Annotated in this window: 2 protein-coding genes; both read left to right on the top strand. The window is 71.8% G+C overall.

What is annotated here, in order from left to right; translation table 11 throughout:
• A partial coding sequence (locus BMZ82_RS38275) for an SDR family NAD(P)-dependent oxidoreductase (protein WP_143098998.1) occupies positions 1–3,407 on the top strand: 3,407 nt, incomplete at its 5' end.
• Between the two features lie 93 nt (positions 3,408–3,500).
• Positions 3,501–13,935: type I polyketide synthase (locus BMZ82_RS38270; protein WP_093782006.1), on the top strand; the 10,435-nt coding region annotated here is incomplete at its 3' end.

Genomic DNA, 13,935 nt, shown 5'->3' with positions numbered 1-13,935 from the left:
AGGCGCATCCCGTGTTCGCGGATGCGTTGGACGAGGTGTGTGTGCGCTTCGACGGGCTGTTGGAACGTCCGTTGCGTGAAGTGCTTTTTGAGGATGCGGAGAAGGTGATCGACCGGACGGAGTTCACCCAGCCTGCGTTGTTCGCGGTCGAGGTGGCGTTGTTCCGGCTGCTGGAGTCGTGGGGTGTGACGCCCGACTTCGTGGCCGGTCATTCCATCGGTGAGATCGCCGCCGCGTACGTGGCCGGTGTCTGGTCTCTGGACGACGCGTGCACGCTGGTCGCGGCGCGTGGTCGTCTGATGGGCGAACTGCCCTCGGGCGGTGCGATGTTGGCGGTGCAGGCGACCGAGGCGGACGTACTGCTGGAGCTGGACGAGCGTGTTGCCGTCGCGGCGGTTAACGGACCCTCGTCGGTCGTGGTCTCCGGTGATGCGGAAGCAGTCGCGGAGTTGGAGTTGCGCTGGCGTGAACAGGGACGCCGGGTCAAGCAGTTGACGGTCAGTCATGCGTTCCACTCGCCGTTGATGGACCCGATGCTGGCGGAGTTCCGCCGCGTGGCGGAAGGCCTGTCGTACGAGGCTCCGCGTATCCCGGTCGTCTCGAACCTGACCGGTGAGATGGCCACGGCTGACGAACTGTGCTCACCGGAGTACTGGGTCCGGCATGTCCGTGAGGCCGTCCGTTTCGCCGACGGGATCGTGACGCTGCGGGACCGGGGTGTGGCCACCCTGCTGGAGGTGGGCCCGGACGGCGTGTTGTCGGCGGCGGCTGCGCAGTCCCTGGACGCGGGTCAGGCGTGCGTGCCAGTGTTGCGCCGGGACCGGGCCGAGGGCATCAGCGTGGCGTCCGCGCTTGCGTCCCTGCACGTGCGCGGTGTGGTGGTGGACTGGTCGGCGTACTACGCGGGCTCGGGTGTCCGCCGGGTCGAGCTGCCGACGTACCCGTTCCAGCGCAGCCGTTACTGGCCCGAGGTGTCCACCGTCGTACCGCACACGACGCACACGGCGGACGGGTCGGGCAGCGAGATCGACCGGAGGTTCTGGGAGGCCGTCGAACGCGAGGACCTCAAGGCCTTTACGGAGACCATCGGGCTCGAAGGGTTCGACGGACTCGACGGACTCGACGGCGCGGAAGAGGCGGCGGCGGGGGCCGGCGGCATGACCGAACTGCTGCCCGCACTGTCCCGCTGGCGTAGGCGTCAGGCGTGTCGGGCCGTGACCGACAGTTGGCGTTACCGCATCACCTGGCGTCCGATCGACCGGCCCGCTGCGCGTCGGCTGACCGGCACCTGGCTGGTGGTTCTGCCCGCCGAGCTGATCGACGACCCGCTCGTCATCGCCTGCCGGGCCGCCCTTCGGCGGGCCGGGGCGACCCTGGCCGAGCTGCCGCTGACCGAGCGCGAACGCCACAGCGGCGGAGTGATCGCCGAGCGGCTGCACGCGGTCGGCGGGGCAGCGCGCGAGGCAGAACACGCAGGACTCGTAGAACACGCAGGGCTCGCAGGAGTCGTATCAGGAGCGGGACACGGCAGCGGCAGTGGCGGTGGCACCGCCGCGCCACGGTTCGCCGGTGTGCTGTCGCTGCTGGCGCTGGCCGACGCGCCGCACCCGTGCCATGCGGCCGTGCCCTCCGGGCTGGCGGCCACCCTCGCCCTGCTGCACGTCCTGCGCGAGGGGCCCACCGCACCCCTGTGGTGCGTCACCCGCGACGCGGTCGCCGTGACCGCCGCCGACCGGCTCACCAACACCGCGCAGGCTCAGGTGTGGGGCCTGGGCACGGCCGTAGCGCTGGAGTCGCCGCAGCTCTGGGGCGGCCTGATCGACCTGCCGCCCACGCTCACCGACACCACGGCCGACACCGGCGTCGTGACCGCCGCCATGACCACCGTCGCCGACCAGCTCTGTCGACTGCTCGCCCACCCGGACGGCGAGGACCAACTCGCCATCCGCGACAACGGTGTTCACGTCCGTCGGCTGGAACGGGCCCACCGTGTCGAGGCGGTCCCCGGTCGCGAGGAGCCCGCCGTCCGGCCGGGTACGTACCTGATCACCGGCGGCACCGGCGCCCTCGGCGGACACACCGCCCGCTGGCTGGCCCGTAACGGTGCCGAGCACCTGCTGCTGGTCAGCCGAAGCGGCACCGCCGCCCCGGGCGCGTCGGAACTGCTGGCCGAACTCGTCGGCCGGGGCTGCGCGGTGACCGTGGCGCAGTGCGATGTGATAGACCGTCAGGCGCTGGCCCGGCTGCTCGCCGAGATCCCCGACGAGTACCCGCTGACGTCCGTCATCCACACCGCCGGGGTCCTCGACGACGGCGTCGCCGACCACCTGACCCCCGCCCGGCTCGACACGGTGCTGCGCTCCAAGGCGACCGCCGCCGCCAACCTGCACGAACTGACCCTCGATCACCGGCTCACCTCGTTCGTGCTGTTCTCGTCGGTCGCCGGTACCTTCGCCGGGGCGGGACAGGCCAACTACGCCGCTGCCAACGCCTACTTGAACGCCCTCGCCCGGCACCGCCGCGCGCTCGGACTGCCCGGCACGGCGCTCGCCTGGGGCCCCTGGGCCGACAGCGGCATGGCGGTCGACAACGGCCTCGTACAGGAACGCACCCGGCGCATCGGTCTGCCGCCGATGGACCCACGCTCGGCGTCCCTGGCCCTGCACAGCGCCCTCACCGACGAGGAACCGCTGCTCGTGGTCGCCGACATCGAATGGCAGCGCTTCGCCCCCGGCTTCACCGCCACCCGCCGCAGCCGCCTCTTCGACCGGCTCCCCGAGGCCCGGCGGCCCCTGGAACAGACCGCCGCCGCGGCGGCGGCCGCCCCGACGCCGTTGGCCGAACGCGCCGCGTTCGCCGCGCTGTCGCCACGCGAACGCGACGAGGCCCTGCTCACCCTGGTCCGCGGTCAGGCCGCCCTGGTCCTCGGCCACGGTTCGGCGGACGGCGTGCCCTCCGCCCGCGCCTTCAAGGACCTCGGCTTCGACTCCCTGACCGCCGTCGAACTGCGCAACCAACTCGGCGCGGCGACCGGCCTCGAACTGCCCACCACCCTCGTCTTCGACCACCCCAACCCCAGCGCCCTCGCCGCGTATCTCAGCCAGGAACTGTCCACCGACACCGTCGGCGGCCTCGACACCCTGCTGGCCGAACTCGACCGCCTCGAAAGCGCACTTGAGGCGCTGCCGCCCGAGCAGGACGAGACGCGCTCCCTGGTCGCGGTCCGCCTCGGCGCAGTCCTCGGCCGCCTCTCCGGCAGCGGCGGCAGCGGCGCACGCCGGGCGGACAGCGGCCACGACAACAGCTCGGCGGACGTCGTCGAACGGCTCCAGGACGCCGACGCCGCCGAGGTCTTCGCCTTCATCGAGGGCCAGTTGGGCCTCGACGACCAACCCGGCACCCCCTGACACAGCCCGACAGCCCGACAGCCCGACAGCTCGACCAGCCTCCCCCCCACGCACACCACGCCGATGACGAAGATCCCAGAGGGGCCCGCTTCCATGACCGACGAGCAGAAGCTGCTTGACTATCTCAAGCGGGTCAGCGCCGACCTCCACCAGACCCGCCGGCGGCTGCGCGAGCTGGAGGAGAGCGGGCAGGAGCCGGTGGCGATCGTCGGCATGGCCTGCCGGTTCCCGGGCGGGGTCGGTTCACCGGAACAGCTCTGGGACCTCGTGGCCTCCGGCACCGACGCACTGGGCGGCTTCCCCGACGACCGGGGCTGGGACCCGGAGCGGCTCTACAACCCGGACCCGGACCACCCCGGTACCTGCTACGTCCGCGAGGGCGGGTTCCTGGACGGGGCCGGCGACTTCGACCCGGAGTTCTTCGGGATCTCGCCGCGCGAGGCGCTGGCGATGGACCCGCAGCAGCGGCTCCTGCTGAAGACCGGCTGGGAGGCCGTCGAGCGCGCGGGCATCGACCCGGTCGGCCTGCGCGGCTCGCGCACGGGCGTCTTCGTCGGCTCCAACGGCCAGAGCTACGGCGCGCTGCTGATGGGCGCGCCCAGCGACGTCGAGGGCTACGGCGGCACCGGCATCGCCGCCAGCGTCATGTCCGGGCGGCTGTCGTACGTCCTCGGCCTGGAGGGTCCGGCGGTCACCGTCGACACGGCCTGCTCCTCCGCCCTGGTCGCGCTGCACCTTGCGGTGCAGGCGCTGCGGCGCGGCGAGTGCACGATGGCGCTCGCGGGCGGCGTCACCGTCATGGCCACCCCGGGGCCGTTCGTGGAGTTCAGCCGGCAGCGCGGTCTGGCGGCGGACGGCCGCTGCAAGGCGTTCGCGGCGGGAGCGGACGGTACGGGCTGGGGCGAGGGGGTCGGCATGCTGCTCGTGGAGCGGCTGTCCGACGCGCAGCGCAACGGCCACCGGATCCTGGCGGTGGTCCGTGGTTCCGCCGTCAACCAGGACGGCGCGTCCAACGGCCTGACCGCCCCCAACGGCCCCTCCCAGCGCCGGGTCATCCTCCAGGCCCTGGCCGCCGCAGGCCTCACCCCCGACGAGGTCGACGTGGTCGAGGCCCACGGCACCGGCACGACACTCGGCGACCCCATCGAAGCACAGGCCCTGCTGGCCACCTACGGTCAAGGGCGACCCGAGGAACGGCCGTTGCTGCTCGGCTCGGTCAAGTCCAACATCGGCCACACGCAGGCGGCGGCGGGCGTGGCGGGCATCATCAAGATGGTCATGGCTCTGCGCCACGGCGTCGTACCGCAGACCCTGCACGTCGACGCCCCGTCACCGCACATCGACTGGACCAGCGGCCGCCTCCGACTGGCCACCGAATCAACGCCGTTGCCGGAAGTGGAACGCCCCTGGCGGGCGGGCATCTCGTCCTTCGGCGTCAGCGGCACGAACGCCCACACCATCATCGAGCAGGCCCCGGCCCCGACCCCGACCCAGATCGACGCCCCGGCCGACGAGCCCGACGGCGAACTCCCGCTGATCGCCTGGCCGATATCCGCCCGCACCGATCAGGGCCTCGCCGCGCAGGCCGCCGCGCTCCACACCCATCTGCTCGCCGCCCACAACACCGGGATCCGCCCGGCGGACATCGCCCTGTCATTGACGGAAGGCCGCTCGTCCTTCGACCGGCGGACGGTCCTGCTCGGCGAGAACGGCCCCCAACTGCTGGCCGCACTCGCGGAGTTCGCAGCGGGCCGCGACACCGCGAACGCGGTGCGAGGCAACGTGGCGGGAGAAGGCCGACGACTCGCCTTCCTGTTCTCGGGCCAGGGCAGCCAACGAGTGGGCGCGGGCCGCGAGTTGTACGCCGCTCATCCCGTGTTCGCGAAGGCGCTGGACGAGGTCTGCACCCGCTTCGACGGGTTGCTGAACCTGGAACGGCCGTTGCGGGACGTCCTCTTCGACGATGCGACCGGGCTGATCGACCGTACGGAGTTCACCCAGCCCGCGCTGTTCGCGATCGAGGTGGCGCTGTTCCGGCTGCTGGAGTCGTGGGGTGTACGGCCGGACTACCTGGCCGGTCACTCCATCGGCGAGGTGGCGGCGGCGTACGTGGCCGGCGTCTGGTCCCTCGACGACGCGTGCACGCTGGTCGCGGCGCGCGGCCGGTTGATGGGCGCGCTGCCCGAGGGCGGAGCCATGCTCGCGGTGGAGGCGTCCGAGACGGACGTACTGCCGGAGCTGGACGAGCGAGTCGCGGTCGCGGCGGTGAACGGTCCGTCGTCGGTCGTGGTCTCCGGAGAGGCCGCAGTCGTCGAGAAGCTGAAGTCACGCTGGCGCGAACAGGGCCGCCGAGTCAAGCAGTTGACGGTCAGTCACGCCTTTCACTCCCCGCTGATGGACCCGATGCTCGCGGAGTTCCGCCGCGTGGCCGAGAGCCTGACGTACGACGCCCCGCGCATCCCGCTCGTGTCGAACCTGACCGGTGAGCTGGCCACGCCGGAGGACCTGTGCTCGCCCGAGTACTGGGTCCGGCATGTCCGTGAGGCCGTCCGCTTCGCCGACGGCATCCGTACGCTGCACGGCGAAAGCGTCCGTACGTTCGTGGAGCTCGGCCCCGACGGCGTACTGTCCGCGATGGCCCAGCAGACCCTGGCCGAGCTGGATGACGAGCCTGTCGCCTGCCTGCCCACACTGCGCCGGGACCGGGCCGAGAAACTGTCGGCCGGGGCGGCGCTCGCCGGGGTGCATGTGCGCGGCGGCGCGGTGGACTGGCGTGCGTTGCTGGCCGGGAGCGGGGCGCGGCAGGTGGACCTGCCGACGTACGCCTTCCAGGAGCAGCGCTACTGGCTGGAGCCGTCGGCCATGCTCGGCGACCTCGACGGCATCGGCCTGAGCACGGTCGACCACCCGCTTCTCGACGCGGCCGTGCAGATCGCGGATGCCGACGGCGTGCTGCTCACCGGCAGCCTGTCGGTGCGCAGCCACCCCTGGCTCGCCGACCACGACATCCTGGGCAGCATCCTCCTGCCCGGCACCGCGTTCCTGGAACTGGCCATTCGCGCCGGCGACCAGGTCGGCTGCGGCCAGGTCGACGAACTGACCCTCGAAGCCCCGCTGGTCCTGCCCGACAACGCCACCGTGCACCTGCAACTGTGGGTCGGAGCGCCCGACGAGACCGGCCGACGGCCCCTCAGCGTGCACTCGCGACACCAGGACGACACCCGCCCCGACGGCGGATCGGACGCGCCGTGGACCCGGCACGCCCAAGGCACCCTGGCACCCGTGGCCGCCCCCGCTGCCGCCGCCGAGAACCTGACCGTCTGGCCGCCGACCGGCGCGGAGCCCGTGCCGCTCACCGACTTCTACGACACCTGGGCCGCGACCGGCGGCTTCTCCTACGGTCCCGTCTTCCGGGGCCTGCGGGCCGCCTGGCGGCTCGGCGACCAGGTCTTCGCCGAGGTCGCCCTGCCGGAAACGGCACACGAGGACGCCACCCGGTACGGCCTGCACCCCGCGCTCCTGGACGCCGGACTGCACGCCATCACCCTGGGCCGCTTCCTCACCCCCGAAGCCGCCGACACAGCCCCCGGGGGGCGACTGCCCTTCGCCTGGTCGGCCGTCTCGCTGCACGCCAAGGGCGCGACCGCCCTGCGGGTGCGGCTCGCTCCGGCGGGCACCGACGCCGTCTCGGTCCTGGTCGCCGACACCACTGGCGCGGTGGTGGCCACCGCCGACTCCCTCGTCGTACGGCCCGTGTCCGCAGGGCAGTTGCGGCCGCCCGTGACCGCAGCCTCCGACGACGGCCTGCTGCGCCTGGGATGGATGGCCGCGCCGGCATCGGTGGCCGAAACGGCTTCCGTAACGGCGTCCGTTCGATGGGCGGTGCTGGGCGGCGAGCCCTCCGCCGCCTTCGCAGGACTGCGTGCGGCAGGGGCCGAGGTCGCGGCGTACGAACGGCTGAGCGAGGTACCGGCCGACGCCGCCGCCTCCCTGGCCGTGCTGCTGCCCGCGCTCGGCGGGGAAGCGGCTGACAAGGACCTGGTCGAGGACGTGGTCGAGCGCGTCCTCGACGTGATGCAGGAGTGGCTGGCCGACGAGCGGCTGGCGGACGCCCAACTGGTGGTGGTCACGCAGGGCGCGGTCGCGGCTGCTCCCGGCGATACGGTGACGGATCTGGGCGCGGCTGCGGTGTGGGGCCTCGTCCGGTCGGCCCAGGCGGAGAACCCGGGCCGCTTCGTGCTGGCGGACGTCGACGGCACGCCCGAGTCCTGGGCCGCGCTCACCGGGGGCGGTGCGTGGCCCGAGGGCCAAGTGGCCGTCCGCCAGGGCGCGGTAAGCGTCGCCCGCTTGGTGCGGCTCGGGGCCGACGAGGTCCTGACGGTGCCGTCGGACGCGGACGCGTGGCGGTTGGACAGCGCGGCGCGCGGGACGTTGGACGCACTGGAGTTGGTCCCGTTCGAGGAGGCGACCAAGCCCCTCGCAGCGGGTGAGGTGCGAGTCGCGGTGCGTGCCGGTGGCGTGAACTTCCGTGATGTCCTGAGTGCGTTGGGCATGTACCCCGGCCCCGCCGGCCCGTTGGGCGGCGAGGCGGCGGGTGTCGTACTGGAGGTCGGCCCGGAGACGGCCGACCTCACGGTGGGGGACCGGGTGTTCGGTATGGCACCTGGCGGTGGCATGGCCAACGTCACGGTGACGGACGAGCGGCTGCTCGGCCGCGTCCCGGACGGCTGGTCGTTCGCCGAGGCGGCATCGGTGCCGATCGTCTTCCTGACGGCGTGGTACGCGTGGCAGGACCTGGCTCAAGTCCAGTCCGGTGACCGGGTGTTGGTGCATGCCGGTGCCGGTGGCGTCGGCATGGCGGCGATCCAGCTCGCACAGCACTTGGGTGCCGAGGTGTTCGCGACGGCGAGCCCGGGCAAGTGGGAGGTGCTGCGGGGTCTCGGTCTGGATGACGATCACATCGCGTCTTCCCGTGACACGTCCTTCGCGGAGAAGTTCAGTGGCATCGACGTCGTGCTGAACGCTCTCGCGGGTGAGTTCGTCGATGCGTCGCTGTCGGTGCTGGCCGAGGGTGGCCGGTTCCTGGAGATGGGCAAGACCGATGTCCGTGACGCTGCCGAACTGGCCGTGTCCTACCGGGCGTTCGACCTCTCCGAGGCGGGTCCGGACCGGATCGCGGAGTTGCTGGCCGAGCTGCTGGAGCTGTTCGGCACGGGTGTGGTGGAGCTGCTGCCGGTACGGGCGTGGGACGTACGCCAGGCCCGCGACGCGTTCCGTTTCATCAGCCAGGCGAAGCACGTAGGCAAGGTCGTCCTCACGGTCCCGTCGGCGCTGGACCCGGACCGTACGGTGCTGGTGACCGGTGGCACGGGTGGTCTGGGCGCACACGTGGCCCGGCATCTGGTGGTTGAACAGGGCGCCCGGAACCTGTTGTTGGTTTCCAGGCGTGGCTCGGAGGCCCGCGGTGCGGCGGAGTTGCGCGCCGAGCTGACCGAACTGGGCGCTGCCGTACGGATCGTGGCCTGCGATGTGGCCGACCGGGACGCTGTGGCGGCCCTGTTGGAGTCCGAGCGCCTGACGGCGGTCATCCACACCGCCGGTGTCCTGGACGACGGTCTCGTCGGCGCCCTCACCCCCGACCGTCTGGCGACCGTCTGGGGCCCGAAGGCCGACGCGGCTCGCCACCTCCACGAACTCACGGCCGGCCAAGACCTGGCGGCCTTCGTCCTGTTTTCCTCCATCGCCGGCACTCTCGGTGCCTCCGGTCAGGCCAACTACGCTGCCGCGAACGCCTCGTTGGACGCGCTGGCCGCGTACCGTCGCACCAGCGGTCTGCCCGCGACCTCCGTGGCCTGGGGTCCCTGGTCGCAGGTCAGCGGTATGACGCGTGACCTCACCGAGGCGGACGTACGCCGTATGGCCGGTGGCGGCCTCGTGCCGCTGGGGGCGGACGAGGGCATGGCGCTGTTCGACGCCGCCTGGACCGGCGTCGAGGCGCGGCCGGTCGCGGTGCACCTGGAGACGGCCACGCTGCGTGCCAATGCCTCGGTGGGCGCGCTGCCGCCCGTCATGAGCGGGCTGGTCCGGGCCTCCTTGCGCAGGGCGCGCGATGTGTCGGCGTCCGCCGAGCAGTCGCTCGTGGCGCGGCTGGCGGGTCTGGAACAGGCCGAGGCCCGACGGGTCGTGGTGGAACTGGTGCGGGCGCACGCGGCGGCCGTGCTGGGCCACGGCGGTGCCGCCGACGTGGATCCGAGCCGGGCCTTCAAGGACCTCGGCTTCGACTCCCTCACCGCCGTCGAACTGCGTAACCACCTCAATACGGCGACGGGCCTGCGGCTGCCGGCGACCCTCGTCTTCGACTTCCCGACCCCGCAGTCGCTCGCGGACTTCGTCCTGGCCGAACTCGCGGGAACCGTCCCGCAGGCGGCGGTCGTCCCGGCTGCCGCCACCACCGGCACGGCCGGCGGCGCGGCGGCGGACGAGCCGTTGGCGATCGTGGGCATGGCCTGCCGGTTCCCCGGCGGGATCGCGTCGCCCGAGGCACTGTGGAACCTGGTGCTGGACGGCGGCGACGCCATCGGCGACTTCCCCGCCGACCGCGGCTGGGACCTGGAGGCGTTGTTCGACGCGGACGGTGAGCGAGCCGGTACGTCGTACGTCAGCCGGGGCGGCTTCGTCGCCGAGGCGGCGGGCTTCGACGCCGGGTTCTTCGGGATCTCGCCGCGTGAGGCGCTGGCGATGGACCCGCAGCAGCGGCTCCTGCTGGAAGCCGCCTGGGAGGCGCTGGAGCGCGCGGGCATGGACCCGGCGACGGTGCGTGGTTCGCGCGCCGGTGTGTTCATCGGCGCCGCCGCCTCCGGGTACGGCACGGGCCTGCTGCGGATGCCGGAGGGCGTCGAGGGGCACCTGCTGACCGGTAACACCCCGAGTGTGGTGTCGGGCCGGCTGGCGTACACGTTCGGCTTCGAGGGCCCCGCTGTCACGGTGGACACCGCCTGCTCGTCGTCGCTGGTCGCACTGCATCTGGCGGGTCAGGCACTGCGGTCCGGCGAGTGCGAGGTGGCGTTGGTCGGCGGTGTGACGCTGATGGCGACGCCGAGCATCTTCACGGAGTTCTCGCGGCAGCGCGGCCTGTCCACCGACGGGCGCTGCAAGGCGTTCGCGGCCGCGGCCGACGGCACCGGCTGGTCCGAGGGCGTGGGCATGCTGGTGGTCGAGCCGTTGTCGCAGGCCCGACGCAACGGCCGTACGGTGCTGGCGGTGGTGCGCGGTTCGGCCGTCAACCAGGACGGGGCCTCGAACGGCCTGACCGCACCCAACGGCCCCGCCCAACAGCGGGTCATCCGCCAGGCGCTGGCCAACGCCCGCCTCACCCCCTCCGACGTCGACGCCGTCGAGGCACACGGCACGGGCACGGCTCTCGGCGACCCGATCGAGGCGCAGGCCCTGCTGGCCACCTACGGCAAGCAGCGCGAGGGCGACCGTTCGCTGCTGCTGGGCTCGGTGAAGTCCAACATCGGGCACACGCAGTCGGCGGCCGGTGTGGCCGGTGTCATCAAGATGGTCCTCGCGATGCGGCACGGTGTGCTTCCGCAGACCCTGCACGTGGACGAGCCGACCCCGCACGTCGACTGGACGGCGGGTGCCGTCGAACTGCTGACCGCCACCACCGAGTGGCCCGAGACGGGCCGTCCGCGCCGGGCGGGCGTGTCCTCCTTCGGCGTGAGCGGCACGAACGCGCACGTGATCATCGAGCAGGGCGAGCCGGCGGCGAAGCCGCCGCAGGGTTCGCTGGAGGACTCACCGGCTGAGGCCCCCGACCTGGTGCCCTTCTCGCTGTCCGCCCGCAGCACGAAGGCGTTGCGGGCACTGGCCGGCCGCCTGCGGGACCGCCTGCTGACCGAGCCCGGGTGGCGCGTCCACGACGTGGCGTACTCCCTGGCCACCAGCCGCGCACTGCTGGAGCACCGCGCCGTCGTGATCGGCACCGACCGCGCCGAACTCCTCGACGGCCTGGCCGCAGTCGCCTCCGACCGACAGACCCCGAACGTCTCCGCCGCCACAGCGAGCCCGGCCGGCCGAACGGCCTGGCTGTTCACCGGCCAGGGCGCACAGCGCGCGGGCATGGGGCGTGGTCTTTACGCCGCCTTCCCGGTGTTCGCGGCTGCGCTGGACGCGGTGTGCGCGGGCTTCGACGGGTTGTTGGACCGTCCGTTGCGTGAAGTGCTTTTCGAGGACGGGGAGTTGATCGGCCGTACGCAGTTCACCCAGCCCGCGTTGTTCGCGGTCGAGGTGGCGTTGTTCCGGCTGCTGGAGTCGTGGGGCGTACGACCGGACTTCGTGGCCGGTCACTCGATCGGCGAGGTCGCTGCCGCGTATGTGGCGGGGGTGTGGTCTCTGGAGGACGCGTGCACGCTGGTGGCGGCGCGTGGTCGGTTGATGGGTGCGCTGCCGGTGGGTGGCGCGATGCTGGCGGTCGAGGCGGCCGAGGCGGACGTACGTCCCGAGTTGGACGAGCGTGTCACGGTCGCGGCAGTGAACGGTCCGTCGTCGGTCGTGGTCTCCGGTGATGCCGTAGCCGTCGCCGAGTTGGAGTCGCGGTGGCGTGAACAGGGTCTGCGTGTCAAGCAGTTGACGGTCAGTCACGCGTTCCACTCGCCGTTGATGGATCCGATGCTGGCGGAGTTCCGCCGCGTGGCCGAGGGCCTGTCGTACGAGACTCCGCGCATCCCGCTCGTGTCGAACCTGACCGGCGAGCTGGCCACGCCGGAGGAGTTGTGCTCGCCGGAATACTGGGTCCGGCATGTCCGTGAGGCGGTCCGTTTCGCCGACGGCATCCGTACGCTTCATGGCGAAGGCGTCCGCCGTTACCTGGAGTTGGGCCCCGACGGGGTCCTGACGGCCATGGCGCAGAGCACGATCACTGAGGCCGAAGCGGAAACCGAGGGTGAGGCCGAGGCCGTCCTCGTGCCCGCCCTGCGGCGTGACCGTGCCGAGGACGCGGCCCTGCTGACGGCGCTGGCCACCCTCCACGTCCACGGCCCTGCCGTCGGCTGGTCGGCGTACCTGACCGGCAGCGAGAACGGGAACGGGAACGGCAGCGGTGATCTCCGTCTCGTCGACCTGCCCACCTACCCCTTCCAGCACCAGCACTACTGGCTGGAGTCCGGCTCCCTGCACGACCTGCTGGCCGACTACTCCGCCCAGCCTGCCACCGAGGAAACCGGCTTCTGGCAAGCCGTGGAACGTGCCGACGTCGACTACCTCGCCCAGCAGCTCCAGTTGGATTCGCCCGACACCCTCGACGCACTCCTCCCCGCACTCTCCGCCTGGCACAGCCGCAACAAGGACGAGGCGGTCAGCGGAAGTTGGTGCTACCGCGAGGCGTGGCAGCCGCTGCCGTCCGAGTCGTCGTCGAGCAGCGCGGACGGTACCCAGCCGCCCCGGCGCTGGCTGTTGGTGGAGTCCGCCACCGGCGAAACCGACGCCCCCGCGACGACCCTGGCTCACGCCCTGGCCGCAGCCGGTCACGTCCCCGTCCGCCTCACCATCCCCGCCCAGGCGACCCGCGACGCGGTCGCCGAACTGCTCCGCAACGCCCTTGCCGACACCCCCGAACTCACGGGAGTCCTCTCACTGTTGGCCCTCGACGCCACTGCGGAGGCCTCTGCCGACGACGCCGTGCTCCGGTCGACCCTCACCCTGATTCAGGGTCTGGGTGATGTTGGTGTGGGTGCGCGGTTGTGGTGTGTGACGCGTGGGGCTGTGTCGGTGGGTGGTTCGGATCGGGTGGTGTCGCCGGGTCAGTGTGGGGTGTGGGGTTTGGGTCGGGTGGCTGGGTTGGAGTTGCCTGAGCGGTGGGGTGGTGTGGTGGATGTGCCTGTGTTTTTTGATGTGCGGGCGGCTGGGCGGTTGGTTGGGGTTGTGGGCCAAGGGTCCGAGGATCAGGTTGCGGTGCGTGGTTCGGGTGTGTTGGTACGTCGTTTGGTGAGGGTGCCTGTTGAGCGTGGGTCTTCTGGTGATGGCTGGGTGCCGTCGGGGACGGTGTTGGTGACGGGTGGTTTGGGTGGTTTGGGTGGTCATGTGGCGCGGTGGTTGGTGGGGCGTGGGGCTGAGCGGTTGGTGTTGGTGGGGCGTCGGGGTGTGGATGCGCCGGGTGCGGCGGAGCTGGTCGCTGAGCTGGGTGTGGCGGTGTCGGTGGTGGCGTGTGATGTGGCGGACCGTGAGGGTTTGCGGGCGGTGATTGACGGTATTTCTTCGGATTGTCCGTTGACTGCGGTGGTGCATGCGGCGGGTGTGTTGGATGACGGTGTTCTGGAGGGGCTTTCTGGTGAGCGGTTGGGTGGTGTGTGGCGGGCTAAGGCAATGGGTGCGTGGAATTTGCATGAGTTGACGCGTGATCTGGATTTGGAGGCGTTTGTTCTTTTCTCTTCGGTGTCGGGTGGTGTGGGTGCGTCGGGTCAGGGGAATTACGCGGCGGCGAATGCGTTTTTGGATGGGTTGGCGGAGTTCCGGCGTGGTCTGGGTT

It is taken from the genome of Streptomyces sp. yr375 (genome assembly GCF_900110755.1).
Classification (GTDB): domain Bacteria; phylum Actinomycetota; class Actinomycetes; order Streptomycetales; family Streptomycetaceae; genus Streptomyces.
This window is presented reverse-complemented; position numbering and strand designations above follow the sequence as displayed.